General features: G+C 65.4%; 16 protein-coding genes. 13 read left to right on the top strand and 3 right to left on the bottom strand.

Annotated elements, in window-relative coordinates:
* The 13 genes from VNN55_01025 to VNN55_00965 all read left to right on the top strand — a co-directional run.
* On the top strand, nt 1-888 hold an 888-nt coding region (locus VNN55_01025), incomplete at its 5' end, for a hypothetical protein (protein HWO56128.1).
* A 13-nt stretch (nt 889-901) separates the two neighbouring features.
* Entirely contained in the window at nt 902-1327 is a 426-nt protein-coding gene (locus tag VNN55_01020) for a cyclic nucleotide-binding domain-containing protein (protein HWO56127.1), read from the top strand.
* Between the two features lie 12 nt (nt 1328-1339).
* Nucleotides 1340-3562 carry an ATP-binding protein gene (locus VNN55_01015; protein ID HWO56126.1) on the top strand — a complete coding sequence of 741 codons (2223 nt, stop codon included), beginning with the start codon at nt 1340-1342 and terminating at the stop codon, nt 3560-3562.
* A complete protein-coding gene (locus VNN55_01010; protein HWO56125.1) occupies nt 3559-4761 on the top strand; it encodes a SpoIIE family protein phosphatase in 1203 nt (400 codons plus the stop codon). Before VNN55_01015 ends, VNN55_01010 begins: the two co-directional genes overlap by 4 nt.
* An 88-nt stretch (nt 4762-4849) precedes the next feature.
* On the top strand, nt 4850-5341 hold the full coding sequence (locus VNN55_01005; GenBank protein HWO56124.1) for a response regulator: 492 nt from the start codon (nt 4850-4852) through the stop codon (nt 5339-5341).
* Nucleotides 5342-5359: 18 nt separating this feature from the next.
* Nucleotides 5360-6637: a BamA/TamA family outer membrane protein gene (locus tag VNN55_01000; protein HWO56123.1), complete on the top strand. Its 1278-nt coding sequence runs from the start codon at nt 5360-5362 to the stop codon at nt 6635-6637.
* Nucleotides 6637-8355 carry a hypothetical protein gene (locus VNN55_00995; GenBank protein HWO56122.1) on the top strand — a complete coding sequence of 573 codons (1719 nt, stop codon included), beginning with the start codon at nt 6637-6639 and terminating at the stop codon, nt 8353-8355. Before VNN55_01000 ends, VNN55_00995 begins: the two co-directional genes overlap by 1 nt.
* 111 nt (nt 8356-8466) lie before the next feature.
* On the top strand, nt 8467-8964 hold the full coding sequence (locus VNN55_00990; protein ID HWO56121.1) for a metal-dependent transcriptional regulator: 498 nt from the start codon (nt 8467-8469) through the stop codon (nt 8962-8964).
* Between the two features lie 163 nt (nt 8965-9127).
* A complete protein-coding gene (locus tag VNN55_00985; GenBank protein ID HWO56120.1) occupies nt 9128-10336 on the top strand; it encodes a hypothetical protein in 1209 nt (402 codons plus the stop codon).
* A gap of 27 nt (nt 10337-10363) precedes the next feature.
* Nucleotides 10364-11404 (top strand): FAD:protein FMN transferase, encoded by a 1041-nt coding sequence (locus tag VNN55_00980; GenBank protein HWO56119.1) that lies wholly within the window; start codon nt 10364-10366, stop codon nt 11402-11404.
* Nucleotides 11401-11988: an FMN-binding protein gene (locus tag VNN55_00975; protein HWO56118.1), complete on the top strand. Its 588-nt coding sequence runs from the start codon at nt 11401-11403 to the stop codon at nt 11986-11988. Before VNN55_00980 ends, VNN55_00975 begins: the two co-directional genes overlap by 4 nt.
* Nucleotides 11985-12485, top strand: a complete 501-nt coding sequence (locus VNN55_00970; GenBank protein ID HWO56117.1) for a hypothetical protein — start codon at nt 11985-11987, stop codon at nt 12483-12485. The genes VNN55_00975 and VNN55_00970 overlap by 4 nt, the downstream gene beginning before the upstream one ends.
* 251 nt (nt 12486-12736) lie before the next feature.
* Nucleotides 12737-13333: a hypothetical protein gene (locus VNN55_00965; protein HWO56116.1), complete on the top strand. Its 597-nt coding sequence runs from the start codon at nt 12737-12739 to the stop codon at nt 13331-13333.
* 92 nt (nt 13334-13425) lie between these two features.
* Here the strand turns inward: VNN55_00965 and VNN55_00960 are convergent, their stop codons facing one another.
* The 3 genes from VNN55_00960 to VNN55_00950 are packed head-to-tail and all read right to left on the bottom strand — an operon-like array spanning nt 13426 to nt 19362.
* Nucleotides 13426-17463 (bottom strand): tetratricopeptide repeat protein, encoded by a 4038-nt coding sequence (locus VNN55_00960; GenBank protein ID HWO56115.1) that lies wholly within the window; start codon nt 17461-17463, stop codon nt 13426-13428.
* Nucleotides 17460-17804 carry a DUF3307 domain-containing protein gene (locus VNN55_00955; GenBank protein ID HWO56114.1) on the bottom strand — a complete coding sequence of 115 codons (345 nt, stop codon included), beginning with the start codon at nt 17802-17804 and terminating at the stop codon, nt 17460-17462. The genes VNN55_00960 and VNN55_00955 overlap by 4 nt, the downstream gene beginning before the upstream one ends.
* 4 nt (nt 17805-17808) lie before the next feature.
* A complete protein-coding gene (locus tag VNN55_00950; protein HWO56113.1) occupies nt 17809-19362 on the bottom strand; it encodes a cyclic nucleotide-binding domain-containing protein in 1554 nt (517 codons plus the stop codon).
* Between the last annotated feature and the right edge of the window lie 91 nt (nt 19363-19453).

Here is a 19453-nt window from a genome sequence, read left to right as displayed (position 1 = left end):
CAGGCGGCGGGACGGCTGGCGTCGCCGAGCCTGCTGGACATGTTGATTCCGCTTTTGTCGGATCGTGCGACGCGCGCGGCGGCGCGCGAGGCGATCGCCGCCTACGGCGAGACGGCGGTCGACGCGCTGGTTGCCGCCATGGCGTCGCCGTCCACCGAGCGCCGGTTGCGCGATCAGTTGCCCCGGGTGCTGGCGCAGATTCCCTCGTCCCGCGCCGCCGAGGCCTTGCTGGACCGTCTGGATCATCCCGATGACGGGTTCCGATTCATCTGTCTGCGCTCGCTGGGGCGTCTGCGGGCGCGCCATCCCCACGTCGTGCCCTCCACACCGGCGATCGTGCGCCGTTTGGAGGAGGAACTGGGCCGGGCCTATCGTTATCAGGAATGGCTCATGGTGGTGCGACCGTCGGAGGAGACACGGCTTCTCTGCAACGCTCTGCGGGAAAAGTCGGCCAAGACAGTGGATCGCATCTTCCGGCTCTTGGCCATGCAGCACCCGCCGGCGGAACTGTATGCGGCCTCACGCGCGTTGCAGTCGCCGAATGCGCGGGTGCGCGCCAACGCCATCGAATACCTCGACAATCTGCTGGAGGGCCGGACGAAGAAATGGGTGCTCGGACTGGTCGAGGAGAGGCCGGCGCTTGATCAGGTCCGGCGTCGCCTGCGCGAGCAGGGACAGACCGCGCACGCCTGGCCCGAGTTGCTGCGTCATCAGGCGCGTTACCGCGACGATTGGCTGGCGGCGGTGGCGGTGTTCACCGTCTGGTCGGCCAAGCAGTCGACACTCTACAACATTATGAATGATCCCGAGGTCGCCGACGGCGACCGTAAACCAATCGCGCGCGAAACCGTCGATGCCCTGCGCACGCGTCTCAACGTCCGCGTCTGACCCGGATGACGACATGCTGACCACCATCGAACGAGTGCTGGCCCTGCAGAAAAGTCCGATCTTCGCCGAGATTCCCACCGACGGCCTGGCGCATCTGGCCGCGATCGCCGAGGAGGCGGAATTCCGCCCGGGTGACATTCTCTTCGAGGAGGGGGGCGTGCCGGAGGCCTGCTACTTAATCCTGGCGGGGTCGGTGGAGCTGCGGCGCGGCGGCGCCGCGGCGTTGACCGTCGGTGTCGGCGAAGACCTGGGCATTTGGGCGCTTCTCGACGGCGAACCCCATGTCTATGCCGCGCGCGCGCTGGACAACACCCACGCGCTGCGGATCGCGCAGGATGACTTCTACGACTTGCTGGCCGATCACACCGAGATCATCCAGACACTGTTCCGCACGTTGGTGCGCCGGATCCGCGGCGTGCTCGCCGAACGGGTGGCCTGACGAGCCGTGGTGATGATGTCCATGTTTCGCCGATTCATCTCATCGCTGGGGTTGATCACGCCGTCGGTGGCGGAGCGTGATCCGGAGTTTCGCGCCGAGATCGAACGCACCACCCGCCGTGGGCTGCGGGCCGCGTTCGCGCTCACCGGGGTTGCCCCGGTGCTGGCCGTCGGCGCGCAGATGCTGGTGCGGCCATCGCTGAGATTCCAGTGGGGTCTGGACAGCCTGCCCGATACGTTCGCGCTCTGGATACCACTTGTGGCGGTCCTTGGGTCGTGCATCATGCTGGCGGCGTCGTTCAGGCCGTTCGGCGCCCGCTACGGCCGCCTGCTCATGGCCGCCATTGTGGTGGCGGTCTCCAGCGTTTTCGGGCTGGACTGGCTGGTCCTGGGCGAGCACCACCCGTCGGGTTTCGGCATCCAGGCGGTGGCGATGCTGATCTGCGTCGGCACGCTGCCCTACCGGGCCTGGCACACCGCGCTTCTGGGCACGGCCATGACGCTGGGGTACATGCTGGTCGTGCTGCTCGCGCCGCAGGCGCACGGCAACAATCCCGCCGCGATTTTTCCGGATTTCCCGGTGTTCATGTTGATCGTGACGCTGGCCTGCTGCGGGGTGAGCGCGCTCATCTACCGCAGCCGCTACGAGCTCTTCCGCGGCCGCAAGCAGGAACAGGATCTGCGCGCCCAGATCACCGAATCGGAGCAGAAATACCGCGCGCTGTTTGAGAACTCCGCCGACGGCATCTTTCTGTACTCCGATATCGAGGGCGGGTTCATCATGACCAACAGCGTGCTGCAGGAGATGGTGGGTCTGAGTGCCGAGCAGCTGCGGCACACGCACTTCACCGCCGTGATTCATCCCGACGACCGCCAGCGGATTGTCGATATCCATATGGCGCGTCTGCGCGGCGAGCCGGCGCCGAACCACTACACGCTGAAGATCATCGACGCGCGCCGCAGCGAACCGCGCATCTGCGACATGACCATCCACCGCAACGAGAATGTCATCTACACCATGGGCGCGGTGCGCGACATCACCGAAAAGGTGCGCATGGAGGAGGAAATCCGTCGGCTGGCGCAGCTGCCGGAGACCAACCCCTTCCCGGTGCTGCGCTTTGACCGGGACGGCAACCTCCTCTACATGAATCCGGCGGCGCGCCGTTACCCGGGGGAGATGGGACACCCGGAGCTGCACATCACCGATTTCCTGCCGTCCGATTTCCGCGAAATGGTGCGTCGGTTGATCGACACCAACACCACCGTGGTCGACGGGCGTCTGGAGCTGCGGCAGCATGTGTTCTCGGTGACCTACCGACCGCTGACTGAAAGCCGGCAGATCTATGTCTGGCTGGTCGATGTGACCGAGCGCATCCGCGCCGAGGAACGGATCCACGCCTACGCGGCGGAACTGGAGCAGGCCAATCACGAATTGCGCGATGCCCAGGCGCAACTGGTGCAGTCGGAGAAGATGGCGGCGCTGGGCGCGTTGGTGGCGGGGGTGGCTCACGAGATTAACACACCGCTGGGCTCCATCCACGCCAACGCCGATGTCTCGCGGCGCGCCCTCAATGTGGTCAAGGACAGTCTGGGCGAGACCAGCGTCTTTGTTTCCTCGTCCAAAAGCGGCCGCTTCCTGCGCGCGTTGCACATCCTCGAGGAGGCCAACACCACTACCCGCACCGCCACCGACCGGATTGTCGGGATCGTCCGCTCGTTGCGCAATTTCGCCCGCCTCGACGAGGCCGAACTCAAGACGGTCGATCTCCACGAGGGACTCGAATCGACCCTGACACTGGTCTACCACGAGTACAAGAATCGCATCAAGATCGTGCGCGACTACGGGCAACTGCCGCCGATCACCTGCTACCCGAACCAAATGAACCAGGTCTTCATGAACCTGATTGTCAACGCCATCCACGCGATCCCGAAGGAGGGGACGATCACCATCCGCACCCGGGCGTTGGACCAGCACTTCGAAGTGCGCATCGCCGATACCGGCGTGGGGATTGCGGAAGAGAATTTGTCCCGTATCTTTGACCCGGGGTTCACGACCAAGGGCGTCGGGGTCGGGACCGGCCTGGGTTTGTCGATCGTCTACAAGATCATTCAGGCGCACGGCGGCCGCATCGATGTCGAAAGCCGTGTCGGAGAAGGAACGGTCTTTACGATCACCTGCCCGGTGCGTGTCCCGGGTCTGCCGACCACCACTGACGAGCCGGCCACGACCATATGAACAGCGCCGCCAAGCCGCCGACGATCCTGCTGGTGGACGACGATGCGATCGTCACCAGCGCGATCGCCAATCTGCTCGAACTGGAGACGGATTACCGGGTGCTTTCGCATCACAACCCGGTGCAGGCGCTGGAGCTGGCGCGGCGCGAGCCGGTCGATGTCGCCATCAGCGACTTCCTGATGCCCGAGATGGACGGGCTGCAGTTTTTCCGCGAGTTGGCGAAGGTCGCCCCCGACGTGCCCCGCATCCTCCTGACCGGTTACGCCGACAAGGAGAGCGCGATCGCGGCGATCAACGAGGTGAACCTCTACCAGTACCTCGAGAAGCCGTGGGACAACGATCACCTGAAGATGGTTCTGCGCAACGCGATCGAGCATCGGACGATGCGGCAGCATCTCGGCGAGCGACTGCGGGAGCTCGATCTGGCGCTGCGCGATCGTGAGTCGCTGCGTCAATCGGCCGAGCGCTGGGAGCAGGAACTGGCGCTGGCGCAACAGGTGCAACAGTCGATCCTGCCGCGCCGTTTGACCGACCACGGACGATTCCGCTTCTACCACCGCTACTACCCGACCGGGCTTCTGGGAGGGGACTATTACGACATCGCCGTCAGGGGCGACGGGCAATTCAACGCGATCGTGGCCGATGTCGCCGGGCATGGTGTGCCGGCATCGTTGGGCACGATGCTGGTCAAGGTGATGTTCTGGGAGGCCTCGGAGCGCGGCCAGTGCTGCGACAAGATGCTGGCGGAGATGAACCGCCGGCTGGCGGCCTTCATGCCGCGGCACCAATTCGTCACGGCGTTCGTGCTCAACGCCGACGGGACCAGCGGCGCGGTGACCGGCGCGTCCGCGGGCGGGCCGCACCCGATTCTGATGTCGCGTGACAACGGCGCGCCGACGCGGCTGTGGGTGCTCAACGGGCTGCCATTGGGTGTGGTGCCCGATTCGCTGTACCGCGGCGTCGAGCGGGAGGACATTCGGCTGCGCCCGGGGGAGCGTATCCTGCTTTACACCGACGGACTCCTCGACAGCCGCATTGATTTGGGCGAGACATTCGACCCGCGCGAATTGGTCGGATTGGTGGACTCACTGCGCCAGCTGGACGGCGAGGAGTTGTTGGAACGGCTGGCGGCCGCGCGCGGAGTCGGCGGCCGCGCGCTGCCCGATGACGTGAATCTGCTGTTGATTGACTACGAGTAAGATCGCCGCGCGGGGCCGGGTTGACAGCAACCGGCAATCGGGGTATCTTCGCGCGACTTTCAAAACTGCAACGGAGAAGGATACCCGCATGCCGGCGGCACACGACAAACCAGAACGTCAAGTGGTCATGATCATTGACGATGAGCCGATGGTCATCCAGAGCATCAAGAACTTTCTCACCCTCGAGACCGACTACGAGGTTCTCGCATTCACCTCGCCTTTGGAAGCGCTCACGGCCTTGCAGGCGCGGCCGGTGGATGTCATCATCTCCGACTACCTGATGCCGGATCTCAACGGCATCGACTTCTTTCTCCGCGCCAAGGACATCCAGCCGCAGGCAACCCGGGTGCTGCTCACCGGGTACGCCGACAAGGAAAACGCCATCAAGGCGATCAACGATGTCGGGCTCTACCAGTACATCGAGAAGCCCTGGGAGAATGAGGACTTGCGGTTGGTGATCCGCAACGCCATTGAAAAGCGGCAACTGCTCAAGCGACTGGAGGCCAAAGTCGCCGAACTGGACCAGGCGTCCTCGGATTTGAAGGGGCTGTACGCTGACCTGTTGCGCGCCTTCAAGTAGCTCGGGCCGATACCACTGATGCGAACCGCGGAACTGATTGTCGGAGTCATCTGGCTCCTGACGTGCGGGATTGCGCGCGCCGGCGACGCCGACTCCAGCGGCGGCGTTCAGAAGCCGCCGCGCGACGCGCTTGATTATATCCTCGCGGTGCCGTCGGTGGCGCTGAAGGCGCCGTTCTGGGTTCTCGGCGCCGCGGTCTCCGGTCCGGTCGTGCTGGTTGAGGAATCGACACTCCCGCACCGCATCGAGCGCCTGTTTGCCTTTGACGATCCCTGGGGCATCTATCCGGTGGTGGGCTACAAAGCGCGCACCGGGTTGACGCTGGGAGCGGCCTATTTCACGCGGAGCGCCTTTGGCTCCGATATTCCGCTGTCGCTCCGGGGCACGTATTCGACCAACACCTATCGCTTCGCGGCGGCGCGTCTCGGCGATCGCCGGCTCCACGGCTCGGCCTACGGCGCAGCCGTCGATGGGGGCTGGCGTGCCGACACACGCGAGCGCTTTTATGGCATCGGTCCGGGGTCCTCGCGGAAAGATCAATCCAACTACGGTTACCGCGGCGGGTTCGCCGCGCTGCATCTGTACCGCGCGCTGGGCGAGCGCGGCGAAGTGTCGCTGTCGGGCGGATGGCGGCGCATTGATCCGGAGGACGGCCGTCTGCAGCGCATTCCACATGATCGGGATTCGATCGCGGCGCGGTTCGCCGGGCAGGACCTCTACGGCCTCTTCGAGCGGCTGGATCTGTATGACTTGGGCGCGCAAGTGGCCGGCGATTGGCGCGAGCGTCCGCCCTCGCCGTTGGGCGGCGGCGCCGCTGCCGTGGCGGTGACGTACACGATGGGGGAAGGTCGCGCCGACACGGCGGTCGGGTTCTGGCGCGTGCACGGCGACGTGTCGCACTTCTTCGAGTTGTTCCACGAGCGGGTGATCGGTGTCCGCCTGACCGCCGAGCATATCGAACCGGACCCCGGGACGCGTGTGCCCTTCTATGAACTGGCGAAACTGGGAGGGTCGCAGTTGCTGCGCGGCTACAAGACAGGGCGTTTCCGCGATCGGGGGTATGCCGCCCTGTCGCTGGAGTACCGCTGGCCGCTGTGGCGGCGCATCGATGCGCTGTTGCTTTCCGACCATGGCCGCGTCTTCCACGATCTGCTCAGGGACTTCGAATTCTCCGATTTCCGATCGTCGTACGGCGGCGGATTGCGGTTCTGGAATAACGCCGGGCATCTGGCCCTTCTGGTGGCCAAGGGCACCGACGAATGGGGATTCTACATCAACTTCGGGGACTCCTTCTAATGCGGCGCCTGCGGCGATGGATGATCGGGCTGGTCGGCGCCGTGGCGGCGGCCGCCGGGCTGGGATGCGCCTCCCGGGCGGAGTGGAGTCTGCTGGAACCGCCGACGGTCGCGCCGGAGTGGACGGACATCAGCGTCGATCCGCGCGAGCGCGACCCCAGTCTCTACTGGGACGCCGTGCATCAGAGTTCCTTCTATCTATTGGAGCAGTCGCTGGATCTGCCGCGGCAGCTCCGCAAGCTGACCGGCCGGATGCACGAGGCGGTCAACGCCGATGTCTTCGGCGAGATTCCCAATTCGAGTTGGTTTACCCATCGCCATGGCCGGACGCGTCTGAGCCGGGACGAGCTCCAGCGCGGTCCCAATCGGATCGCCGGCCCGGACACCGCCGGCGTCTGGACGATCACCCGCGCCAAAACCGAGGGCGTCACGCCAGGATTCTTCATTAAGGACGCGGCGGGCGAGACCTTCATTCTCAAGTTCGATCCGGCGGCGCATCCCGAGTTGGCCACCGGCGCGGAGATGATCTCCACCAAACTGTTCCACGCGTTCGGCTATCATGTGCCGGAGAACTACCTGGTCACGTTCGATCCGGCGCGGCTGGTGATTCGCGACGGACTGCAAGTCAAGGACTCAAGGGGGCGGCAGTATCCATTCACGCGCGAGGAACTAGAGCGGGTGCTGGCGAAGGTGGCGCGTCGTCCCGACGGCACGATCCGCGCCGTGGCCAGCCGTCTGTTGCCGGGCGCACCGATCGGACCGTTTTCCTACAAAGGCGTGCGTCGCGATGATCCCAACGACCGCGTACCGCATGAACATCGCCGTGAACTGCGCGGGCTGAAAATCTTCGCGCAGCTGACGAATCATTTCGACACCAAGGACCACAACTCGCTGGACGTCGTGGTTGAGGAGGACGGGCGCCGGTTTGTCCGTCACTACCTGATCGACTTCGGCTCCACGCTCGGATCCGACGGCGACGAACCCAAGTCGGTCTACAAGGGGTATGCCTACGTTCTCGATCTCGAGCAGGCGTTGGTGTCGCTGGTGACGCTGGGGCTGCGGCGCTGGGCATGGGAGGAGGCCGATCCGCGCGGGATCCCCGCGGCGGTCGGGTATTTCGAAAGCGACCTGTTCGATCCGCCGGGATGGAAGCCGCTGCATGCCAATCCGGCGTTCGACAACATGACGCACGCCGACGCGTTCTGGGCCTGCCGCATCCTGTCGCAGTTCACTGAAGATGATCTGCGCGCCTGTGTCGAGACCGCCGCGTACAGTGATCCGGCCGCGACCGAGTATTTGGTCAGGCATCTGTGGGTGCGGCGGAACAAGATTCTGGCGTACTATTACGCCAAGACCTCTCCGCTGGACGCGTTCACGCTTGACGACACCGGCGATTCCGTCACGCTCCGGTTTGTCGATCGGGTGATTGCCGACGGGGTGGGAGAGGGCGGCGCGATGGAATACCGATGGTCTCTCGACCGGGTGGCGGGCCGCCTCGGGTCGCAGGAGGGCGTGGCTTCGGCGCCGATCGTCGTCCTCGATGACACGGTTCGTTCGCGGCTGGTCGCGGTCGCGTCCAATTCCGGCGCCGGCCGGGAGCGCGTCTTCCGTCTCGATATTACCCCGCGCCGCGCCGGGGCCAAGGCCTGCAGCGTCTATCTGTATCTGGATCCCGTGCCGAATCTCTTCCGCATCGTGGGGCTGGATCGTCCCTCCTGACAATGCCTTAGCCGTCCCGGCCGCCGCGGTTGTCAAAACCTGACCGGTGTCGGGGAATTCGCTTGACTAAGTTAGGCCGCCCTAATAATCTCATCACCGCGGGAGCGACGCATGTCCAAGGCGCTGTCATCGAACATGGAGATGTACCTCAAGACGATTCTGCGTCTGGGGGCCGACGGGCAGCCGGTGCGGGTCAAGGCGATCGCCGAGGCGCTGGGGGTGACCATGCCCTCGGTGTCGGAGGCGCTGCGGTCGCTGCGGGCGCGGGGGCTGGTCCTGCATCCGTCCTATGGCGCGGTGCAGTTGTCGGCGCGGGGACGGCGCACAGCCGAGGCGATCAACCTGCGGTTTGAGATCCTGCAGCGCTTCTTCACCGATGTGCTGCAGGTTGCGCCGCGGACCGCCGCCCGCGACGCCTGCGAGATCGAGCATGTCATGGGGCCGGAGACACTGCAGCGGCTCACCGCCTTTCTCGACTACATGCAGCACTGCCGGATGGACATCTCCGGGATGATCGAGCACTTCCATGAGTATCTCGAACTGCGCCTGGCCGGCGAGCGTTGCCGCGACTGCGAGTTGGAAGCGACCTGCGAATTGGTCAAACGATGAGATTCCTCTCTTTTTTCGCCCATAAGTTAGGCATGCCTAACAATCGATCCCTGGCGCGGCCGCCCAGGGTGACGATTGTGTCTGGCGGCCGGCCGCGCCGACCCGGCGTGCGGCCCCCTTGCGTCCCGATGCGCCGGGTCCATCACCGATTGCTGGAGGTTGTGTGAACCGTATCCATCGTTTCATCCTGTTGGCCGCACTGTGGCCGCTTGTGCTGGCCTCACCCGCCACGGGCCAAACGCGCCCACCGCGTCCGGTCGTGCCGGGCGGCGTGACGGACAAACCCTACCTGAAGAACTTTGCCGGCGGCATCGCCCTCGGCGGCTACATGGACCACGAACTGTTCATGACCGACTCGACCTCGACTTTCACCACCCACCGTTTCATCCCGTTCATCTACGCCCAGCCGGTCGACTACATCCATGTGACCGCGGAAATCGAGTTCGAGTATGGCGGCTTTGTTCGCTCCGGCTCGGCCAGCGGCAGCGACAGCAACGGCGACGGCAACATCGACAAGATCAGCAACTCGACCACCGACGGCGAAATCAAACTGGAATTCGCCTTTATGGATTGGGCACTGGCCGACGCGTTGAACGTGCGCGCCGGACTGCTGCTGACACCCCTTGGGCGCTTCAATCTCAATCACGATTCGCCCCTCAATGATCTGACCAACCGTCCGACGGTGTCGCGCCAACTGTTGCCGACGACGCTTTCGGAGGCGGGCATGGGGATTTACGGCGCCTTCTATCCGCAGGATTGGGTTGTGGGGTATGAACTTTACTTGGTCAACGGGTTCAATCAGAAGATCATCGACAGCAAGCAGCAGCTGCGCGTGCGCGGCGGGCGCGGCTCGCACAAGACCGACAACAACGAGAACAAGTCGTTGGCCGGGCGTGTCTCGGTCTCACCGGCGCTGGGCGTCGATCTGGGGCTATCGGGCCACTTCGGCAAATACGACAACGCCGGAGAGCGGTCGCTGTCGATCGCGGCGCTCGATGTCGATCTGCAACGGGGTCCGTTGCAGCTGCTGGGCGAGGGCGCGCTGGTCTCGGCCGATGTGCCGGACGGCAGCCCGACCGCTGAGTCACAGATTGGCTGGTATGCGCAGGCCGGCTATCACTTTGGATTTGGCGCGATTCGCCGGTACCCCGAATCAGTGTTCACCGGCGTGGTTCGTTGGGACCGTGTCGATTACGACTCCGACCGCGACGGCGACGATGAGCAGACAGCCACTCTCGGGCTGAATTTCCGCCCGGTGGAAATGACGGTGGTCAAGGTCGACTATAGCTGGAACTGGAGTCGCAAGGTCGGGCTGGAAACCTGGTCGAAGCCGGCGAAGCTGTTCAGTCTTTCGCTGGCCACGTATTTCTAGGATCATGATCAACGCACCCTGGAAACTATGACCACACACATCAGCCGCCGCCGTCTTCTGAGCATGGGGCTTCTGGCCGCTGGCGCGCTCGCCTGTCCGCGTGCGTTGACCGCCTGGGCGGGTTCGACGGGCCGTGCCACCTTCCGTCGCCCACTGTGGGCGATGGGCGGATGGAGTCACCTGGAGGCGGTGGCCGAGTCGCCGCAGGCCGGCGAGGCCGCCTTGACGGCGATGGCCGATGCCATCCGTCGGATCGACCAGAGTTTCTCGGTCTTCGATGCGCGCACCCCGCTGTCGCGCTTCAATGCCGCCGACACGCTGACGGTCGCTATCGATGACCCTGTCGTGCTGGATGCAATCGACCGCAGTCTGCGGTGGTCTGCGGCGCTGGAGGGACTGTTTGATCCCACCATTGAGCGCCTGATGAAGCGTTGGGGATTTCGCGATGAGTCCGCCGGTGTGATTCGCCCGCCGGCGGATCAGCGCGATTGGAATTACCGGGGCGTGGAATGCGATGTGTGCGGTGGCGTGATCCGGCGCGAATCGGCCCGCCTCGCCATCGACTCCGGCGGTTGGGCCAAGGGGCTGGCCGCCGAGGAGGCGGCCAATGCGGGATTGCGGGCCGGAGCGGTCGAGGCGCGCGCCAACTGCGGCGGCGACATTTTTCGCGCCGCGAACGATGCCGGACCTTGGACATGCGCAATCCGCGACCCGCGCGGCCAGCGCAGTGAACCGGTGTTGACCGTGCGGCACCGTTTCCGTACCGCCGCGACATCGGCTGTCTATGAGACTTACCGCGTTGACGCGACCGGACACCGCCACGGGCATCTGATGGACCCGCGTCGCGGCGCGCCGTCCGTCTCCGACCTCCTGTCGGTGACCGTGTTCGCCAACGACGGACTGATGGCCGACGCGACATCGTCGGGGCTCTATGTCATGGGCATGGCCGACGCGGTGCGCTGGTTGAATGGACGCAAGGATGCGGCGGCGGTCCTGATTCATCGCGATCACAAAGGCGGATTGTCAGGGGTGCGCGTGATTGGCCCGCTGGAGGTTGAGCCGGTATGACGCGCCGTTGGCCCTGGATTGTGACGCTGGCCGTATTGCTGACCGTGACGGCGTCGTCGGCGGAGGAGCCGCCCACCGAGGAGGAGATCGGCGCGGTCGAAGTACTGGCCTCGGAGGCGGAGGCGCTGACGGCGATCTTTCCCGATGCGGACTCGGCGCAACCCGGGCTTCTGCGTGTCGAACCGGCCGTCGCCGCCGATCTGCACGCCCGCCTCGGCGGGGAGATCCGTGACACCGCGTTTGTCTTCTACCGAGTCTTCGAGGCCGGTCAATCCGTCGGTTGGGCGGTGGTCGGGGAGGAGAAGGGGAAGTACCGTCCCATTACCTACATGGCCGGGATCGACACCACGCTGCGGATCGTCGATGTCCGTGTGCTGATCTACCGCGAAAGCCGCGGCGGTGAGATTCGGCACACCCGTTTTCTGAAACAGTACCGCGGAAAGTCGCTGGAGTCGCCGTTGCGCATCAATCGCGACATCGTCAACATCACCGGCGCCACGATTTCGGTCAACGCGCTCAACGTCGGTGTGCGCAAGGCGCTGGCGGTGGCGGCGATCTTGCAGGAAGGGAGCCCTACGCCATGATTGCGCTGCGACTGCGGACGCTGCCGGCGGTGTACCGGGTAACCATCGCCGCCTTCATTCTGGTCGGTCTGGTCGGTTATGCCGCCGGATTGGCGTTCGTGTATCATAACACCGGAATGGCGGCATCCGGCATCTCCGATCATTACCACGGCAACGAGGAAGAGCTCAAGTTCGGCAAGTCGACGGCGGAGATGCTGGGCATCGTCCACACGCATCTTCTGGGTATGGGGCTTTTGTTCTTTCTCGTGGCGCTGCTCTATGCCGCGACCGATGGTTCGGACCGCCTGAAAACGTTCTGGGCGGCGGAAACGTTGTTGTCGCTTTTGACAACCTTTGGCTCGCTGTGGCTGATTGCGTTGGGTTGGTCTGGCATGGTCTGGCTTTTGTATCCCAGTTCCGTCCTGATGGTGATCGGCTATCTGCTCATGTCGATTTCGGTCCTCTGGCATTCGCTGACCCCTCGTTCAGACTCCGAGGGCGCCCCGTCTGGGCGTTGACAGTCGCCCTCATGCGAGTGGGGCGGCGCCCACACCACTATGGGGCGTCTCCCTCTGAAATCCCGACCTGCCCGGCCCGGGCTGTGCGGATTGCGCACAGTCGGTCGGGAAATCGGACTCTAAGGGGTTGACTTCGTTCGACTCCCGGTGTTGCTCAAAAACTTGTCAAATTGGGCAGTCCGGTTGCATGGGCCCCGGATGTCTGCTGATTGCAGCAGAGAACACGAGTCGCCGTAACCAAGGAGGTCCGTTTGAAGCGAAATCGCAACCCATGGCAAAAAGCCGGCCGGTGGTTTGTAGGCGCGACGTTTGTCGCCGCGTTTGTCGCCAGCGTCTTTCTGCTGTCTGGGTGCGGTGATCAACCCACCTCACCCGTTTCCGGCACGGGCGCCGACGCGTTGCAGTACGTCGACCAGATGCACGGCGACAGTTTCTTCGCCTCCGACGCCGGCGGTTCCGCAAAACTGCTCAACGGGGTGTTCCGCGCGCTGGACATGCTGCTGGTCGGCGCGGAGGGAGGAATGCTCAGTGTCGATCTGGGCGGCCTGACAGCCAGTCTGGATGTTCCGGCGGCGGCGCTTACCGGCGATGCCCTCATCGTCATGAATGTGGCGCAACTCCAGACGCCGTGGGGCGAGGCAACCATTATTGACTTTGCCCCGGATGGCCTGGTCTTCGGCACGCCGGCGCGTTTGTCGCTTGAGACGAGTCGTCCCGACGGCGACCAGTTGCGGCTGTTCTGGTGGAACCCATCGACGGAACGTTGGGAACTGCAGGAGACCTGCACCGTATCGGGCGGCCAGGTCAGCTTCTCGATTCATCACTTCTCCAAGTACGGGATCAGTTAGACCGACAGTCCCGTTGCCCGGGTCGTGCGCCGCCATCGATGATCGGTGAACTCGCAATGCGGCGAGCGCCCCGGGCTCTGCGGACGAGCGGCTCACATCCGCGGCTGATTCCGGGAGAAGGCGTCGGGCGCGATGAACCGGCCGACCTCGTCACTGGCGAGTTCTGCGACCAGCGGAGACTGAACGAACCGGGCGCGCACCTGCGGGTCGCCGATGCCGGCGGCAATCTTGCCGATCAGCGCGATGGCGCGTTCGCGGCAGGCGGCGCGGAGGCGGTTGGCGCGGGCGGAGCGCGCGCCAAGAATCGCCAACCGCAATTCCCACCAGCGGTATCCGGACTGCCGCGCCAGCCGCAGCGCCTGCCGGAGTTCGGAGGCGGTCGCGCGGCAGGAAGCGGCAGTGAAGTGGCAGCGAAGCCGCCCATACCATGCCCAGAGCACGTAGTAGACCAGGCCGACTGCGCGGGCCTCGTCCAAGACGCGGTCCCAGGTTCGTTGGGCTCTGGATGCATCGCCGGTCATGGTGACGCGTTCGGCGTCAAGCAGCGCGGCGTAGAGCGCAAACTCGCGAGAATTGGCGCGGCGCGCCGCCGCGGTCGCGCTGCGCAGGAGCCGTGGCAGCGGCCGTGTGACACCGGCCAGCCAGTGGAGATGCGCCCGCCGCACCTGACACTCCGCCTTGAGTTCCTGATCGCCCGACTTCAGCGCAAATTGGAGCGCCTGCTCGTAGCGGCGGTGCGCCTCGGCCCAGTCACCGAAGTCGCGCGCGAGATCACCCAGGTTGCCGGCGGTGTATGCGGCCGCATGGCCCTCGCCAATGGCGCGCAGTTCCGTCTCAACTTCCTCATACGCCTCGCGCGCCTGTTCGTAGGACGCGCTGTGCCGATGGAGGTTGGCGAGATTGCCCAGACTGTAGGCGCGGTGGCGGCGGATGCCGATGCGGTCGAAAATCGCGAAGGCCCGCGCATAGTGGCGACGGGCTTTGTGCAGTGCGCCCATTTCCTCCAGCAGGATACCCAGATTGTTAGCCACCTGGCCGCGCCGGGCCGGGGCGCCGCGACGGCCCAGTGCGCGCAATGATTGCTCAAAACAACGGCGCGCCTCCGACAGGCGGCCGCAGCTCCAGTGGAGCAGGCCGAGCGCGTTGTGCGCATCCGCAAGCAGGCCGGGATTGTGCGCGTCGCCGAGCAGATCACGCGCCTGCTCGAGCGCCCGCAGGGCCGCGGTTGAGCGTCCGGTGCGTCGACAGGTTTCGCCGTAGAGGTAGGCCGCCTGGGCCGTCAGCAGAGCATCCGGCGGGCGATGGGCATCGTGCAGAACGGCACGGGCCTCGCGGCCCGACCGATCATAGTGGCCGGCATACCAATCCATGCGCGCCGCTTCCAGGCGATGATGCGCCGCGCGCCCATATTCGCCGGCCCGCGCGGCGAGCGATGCCAGGCCCTGATGCAGTTTACGGGCCTCGTCGTACTGTCCGCGCAACGCCAGCAGTCCCACCCAGTCATCGAACAGACCGACCTCGCGAGCGGTCAGCGGGCGGCGCGGCAATCGTATGGTGGATGCGTCGTCATAGCGGCCCTGCGTGGCCAGGATCGCCCGGCGGGTCCACGTGGAGGCCTTCTCCAACATCCAATGGCGGGCGGCCCGTTTGGACGCGCGCGCCAGCCATTGTGCCGATTGTGGTCGCCGGGCGGCGTACAAGTGATCCCCGATGGCCCCCGGATCCGGGTTGGACATGGCGCGGAGCGCCGCCGCAATCCGTCGGTGCCACTGCTCGCGCAGTTCGTGCGACATGGATGAATAGACCGCCTCGCGGCATCCGCGGTCGAGGAAGGCCACCCGCTGCCCGTCACCGCCGTCGAGGCATTCGATCATCATCTGCGATTGCAGATGCGCGACCGCATCGCGCACTTCGGCCGGCGACAAGTCGGCGCACAGCATTGCGATCCCGTCGACCGGCGCCGCGGGACCCCAAAGGGCGATCGCGCGCGCCGCCATTTTGGCCGGTGACGGCAATCGGTCGAAGCCCTGCAGGTAGTAGGCGCGCAGGCCATCGGGAATGCGTGCGGCGGCCGGATCTCGCAATCGCCAGACTCCCCCGCGGCCCGGCGAGCGTGTCACCGCCTGTGTCCGTTGCAGCGACACAAAGAACTGGCGCGCCAGGCGCGGCACGCCCTGTGACCGCGACAGCAGGAATGACATCAGCTCTCTGGCCGGCCGGTCCGGCGACATGAGATTGCCGATGAATTCAGCGAACTCTTCAGCGGGCAGCGGTCCGAGATGGATGACGGTGTCCGTTTCAGCGTCAGCGTGGCCGCCGCCACAGTCGATTAGTATCCACCGCGGCCGACAGGTCGCGGCCAAATGCCTGATCACGAGTCGGTCGAGCACGCCGGCGGTTTCGTACCCCTGCACGATGACAAGCGCCGCGGGCAACCGCAGAGTCTGCAAATGGCGGCCGATGGCATGGGCGGCGGTCTCAGGGTCGGTCCAGGACAATTGTCGTCCGTTGGGGTCGCCCGATTCCCACAGCGCCGCGCGGACCTCGGAAGGCCACTTCTCGGGCAACGATGCCTGCGCACCCAGAAGTCGCCGCAGCAGCAGGCGGCACCCGCCGAGAGGATGCGCGCTCTCGGACTCGCTCAGGTCGATACGTATTGTGACGGCTCGTTCATCGGTGTGTGAACCGGAGGTGAACTGCCGAAGGAATCGTCCCCAGTCCGCGCCGGGCGCCACTGCCAGCCGGATGGCGCGCTCATCGCGGATCCATGCGTCCACCAGCCGCCGCATCGCCTCGGGATGCTCCACGATGTTGTCGGTGTCCGACGCGCTGCGGACAGTCCCCGGAGGGACGGGAACGAAAACCGGTGTCGGGCGGCGAACGTTCTTGAGACGGACAATCCCGGAGTGGCGGAACCAATACGCGGAGGCGCCGTCGCGGACCATTGCGTCGACGAGCGTTGTCCCGGATGCGGCGCGGGCCGCCAGGCGGGCGGCCAAATTGACCCGCTCGCCCAGCGCAGTGAATTCACGACGGGAAGTGTTTCCCACGAAGCCCGTCAACGCGGTGCCGGCGGCAATCCCGATGCCCACGCGCAGACCCGGCCAGGTGGGCCGGGCTTCGCGCACGCGCGCGTGTAGCGCGGCGGCGCAATGCAGGGCCCGGTCGATGTCGTCCGCGCGGCTGACGGTTGCGCCGAAGAGGAACAGCAGCTTCTGCCGGGGGCCGGCAGGATCGCTGCGCGCCCACAGTCCGTCATGGGCGACGACCGTTTCCTGCGCGCAGGACAGAATGAATTCCAGTTGGCGTGCGGACGTCGCCGGATCGGCGCGCAACGCCGGGCTTTGCCAATAGACGAACAGGGATACGACGCGGCGGTGCTCGGTGCTGCGTGTGGGATCGAATTCGGCCAGCGTTTCGAGCGTGTGCAGTGGCTCTCCCACGAAGCGCAGCAAGTTGGTTGGATCGCGGGGCGGGCGCGGCGGCGGGGGCGGTGCATCCATGGCCGCGTTGCCACGCTGGCGGAGCTCGAAGAGTGACGGCCCGATGCGCCGGGCCGCCGCGCGATCGATGCCTTCCAGATCACGAGCTCTGCCCCAATAGCAGATCTGTCCGGCGCTGGCATCGGCGGCCGCCATCGCGCGGGTGACGGTCTTACCCCAGACGAAATGCTCGCGTCGGCCGTCGGCGCCGCCGGCCACGCCTTCGCGCCACGGTCCATGGGCCAGTCCCAGGCGCAGTTTCAGTGTGCGCAAGTGACGGCGATGCCGGATGGCGAGAAGCCGCATGGCGTGAGCGCTCCGCAACGCCCGCGCCAGTCCGTCCGGCGCCGATGGGGTGTCGTCGAAGGCCGCCAGCAGGGCATCGCCGCCAAACTTGAGGATGTCGCCGCCTGTCTGGTGCGCGGCATCGACGAGGTCGCTGAAAAGCGCGTTGAGTCGTATCGTCAGTTCTTCGATACCGCGGGTGCCGGCGCGGGCTTGCGCCGACTCCGTCAGACGGGTGAAGCCGGCAATGTCGACAAACAGAACGGCGCCGCGTACGCCGCGCACATCGGCGGCATTGTCCCAGTCCCACAATCGCCGGGCGACCAGCGCCGCCACGCCCGGAGTGGGCGGCGTGGGGCTCATGCGAGGATGATCCTCAGGGCGTACAGTTGGAGGAGATGGAGCACCTGATCGGCGTAAAAGGCCTGCTTACTTTCGGGAAACCGACGGCCCTTGATGTAGTCCTGTATCCAATGGAGCGTGAAGATGACGGAGAGTCCCGCGGCGACGGTGGTCACCGAGGCGCGCAGCGCGCCGGTCCAGAGAGTGTACTGCCAGATCGCCAGTGCCACACAGGTCACGTACACGATGACGTGGGCAGACAGTACGCGCGGTGATTGCGCCTTGTCCGCCGCCATCCGGTCGGACTGCAGGGCAAAATCGCCGGTCAGGTGCGCCAGGAGGAGGTACCACAGCAGGTCCATGCGGTCACCTCAAGGGTTCAACGCCCCGGCCGAGCGGCAAGGTGATGACAAAGCGGGCCCCGCCGCCGGCGCGGGTGCCGGGGGTGATCGTGCCTCCGTGTTCCTGAATAATACGTGCGATTGTCAGGAGACCGAATCCGTGGCCGGTCGGCTTGGAGGAGACGCGCTCCTTGAACATGCGCGGCAGAACGTCTCGCGGAATCCCCGGGCCGTCGTCCTCCACCACCAGCATCGCGCATTCGCGCTCGGCGTCGTAGTGGGTCGACACAAAAATGGTGTGATGATTGTGATCGCCCTCGGCCAGCGCATCGGCCGCGTTAAGCATCAGGTTGTAGAAGACCTGTTGCAGCCCCGACGCATCGCACTCCAGCGGCGGGATGCCCTCGGCCCACTGCGTCTGAATGACCGCCTTCTTCATCCGTTTCTGCGGGCGGAGGAAGGCGATCTGATTTTCGAGGAACTCATTGAGTTGGATCTCGGTCTTCTGGCCGGCCGGATGGCGCGAGCGCAGGAGATTGTCGGTGAACAGCGCGACCTGCGCAAGCGCCTGCTGGATGCTGGCGAGCGCGCGTTCGGCCGGCGGCGGCACCGCGCCGCCCAAAAACATCGGCAGGAGCTCGACATTGCCCATTAGGACTGCCAGGTAGTTGTTCAACTCATGGGCAATTTCGCCGGCCATCTCGCCTTTGAGCGCGAGGCGTTCGCGGTCCAGAGCGCGCGATTGCAGCGCGCGCATCTCGGTCTGATCCTCGAGAATCCACAGTCGCGCCGGGCGTCCGTCGCCCGTGTCGGCGATCGGCACCGCCGTCACCACGCAGAATATCTGATCGCCGTCGACGCCTTCCAGCTCGAGCTCCGATTTCCACGTCGCGCCGGCCTCCAGCCGCGCACGCGCCTCGGCGACCACGCCGGGATCGGCCGGCTGCAGCCACTCCCAGAACGATCGCTGGCTTGGGTGCCCGAACAGGCGCTGGGCCGCATGATTGGCCAGTTGGATCCGGTTCTGCGGATCGGTCACGATGATCGGGTAAGGCGCGCAGGCCAGCACCCGCTCCCGGTAGCGCAGCGACGCTTCCAGGCGCAGGCGGGCGTTCTCCAACTCCCGTGTCTTGGCTTCCAGGGTTTCCAGCCGCCGCACGTCGGCCTCGCGAACGCGCTGGCTCATGATGCGCATGATGCGTTCGGCGATGCTGGGGTGCTGCGGCAACAACTCGAAGAATCGGGCGCGGGAGAGCACAAACACCTGGCAATCCGTTTCGCAGATGGCGGTGGCAAAGCGCGGGGTGGAGTCGAACAGGGCCATCTCGCCGATAACTTCGCCGCGTCCGCGTGTGGCCAGTACCTCCGACTTGCCGCCGCTGGTTTTAAGAATCTGCACCGTGCCTTTGCGCACGAAGTAGATCGCATCGGCGCGCTCGCCCTCGGAGAACAGCACCGTTCCCGCCGGGCAATCGCGACGGTCCATGAAACCACGGATCGCGCCGAGCATGTTGTCCGGCAGTCCTTCGAAGATATCGACCGACTGGAGGGCGATGTGTCCGGTGTCCTGCAGCCCCATGTTTGCCCCGTTTCGTCGCGCGACGCCGCGCGGTAACTCACTTCTTGTAGTATCGGCACCGCCGCGATACTGTTGAACGGCAATTGCTAAG

Source organism: bacterium, assembly GCA_035559435.1.
In the GTDB taxonomy this organism is placed as follows: Bacteria; Zixibacteria; MSB-5A5; order WJJR01; family WJJR01; genus JACQFV01.
This window is presented reverse-complemented; position numbering and strand designations above follow the sequence as displayed.

What these genes read in the sequence shown, in the direction of transcription:
- VNN55_00970 (HWO56117.1), top strand. Translation starts at nt 11,985, where the DNA reads ATGATTGCGCTGCGACTGCGGACGCTGCCGGCGGTGTACCGGGTAACC.
- VNN55_01010 (HWO56125.1), top strand. Translation starts at nt 3,559, where the DNA reads ATGAACAGCGCCGCCAAGCCGCCGACGATCCTGCTGGTGGACGACGAT.
- VNN55_01020 (HWO56127.1), top strand. Translation starts at nt 902, where the DNA reads ATGCTGACCACCATCGAACGAGTGCTGGCCCTGCAGAAAAGTCCGATC.
- VNN55_01005 (HWO56124.1), top strand. Translation starts at nt 4,850, where the DNA reads ATGCCGGCGGCACACGACAAACCAGAACGTCAAGTGGTCATGATCATT.
- VNN55_00955 (HWO56114.1), bottom strand. Translation starts at nt 17,804, where the DNA reads ATGGACCTGCTGTGGTACCTCCTCCTGGCGCACCTGACCGGCGATTTT.
- VNN55_00995 (HWO56122.1), top strand. Translation starts at nt 6,637, where the DNA reads ATGCGGCGCCTGCGGCGATGGATGATCGGGCTGGTCGGCGCCGTGGCG.
- VNN55_00960 (HWO56115.1), bottom strand. Translation starts at nt 17,463, where the DNA reads ATGAGCCCCACGCCGCCCACTCCGGGCGTGGCGGCGCTGGTCGCCCGG.
- VNN55_01015 (HWO56126.1), top strand. Translation starts at nt 1,340, where the DNA reads ATGATGTCCATGTTTCGCCGATTCATCTCATCGCTGGGGTTGATCACG.
- VNN55_00980 (HWO56119.1), top strand. Translation starts at nt 10,364, where the DNA reads ATGACCACACACATCAGCCGCCGCCGTCTTCTGAGCATGGGGCTTCTG.
- VNN55_01000 (HWO56123.1), top strand. Translation starts at nt 5,360, where the DNA reads ATGCGAACCGCGGAACTGATTGTCGGAGTCATCTGGCTCCTGACGTGC.
- VNN55_00975 (HWO56118.1), top strand. Translation starts at nt 11,401, where the DNA reads ATGACGCGCCGTTGGCCCTGGATTGTGACGCTGGCCGTATTGCTGACC.
- VNN55_00950 (HWO56113.1), bottom strand. Translation starts at nt 19,362, where the DNA reads ATGGGGCTGCAGGACACCGGACACATCGCCCTCCAGTCGGTCGATATC.
- VNN55_00990 (HWO56121.1), top strand. Translation starts at nt 8,467, where the DNA reads ATGTCCAAGGCGCTGTCATCGAACATGGAGATGTACCTCAAGACGATT.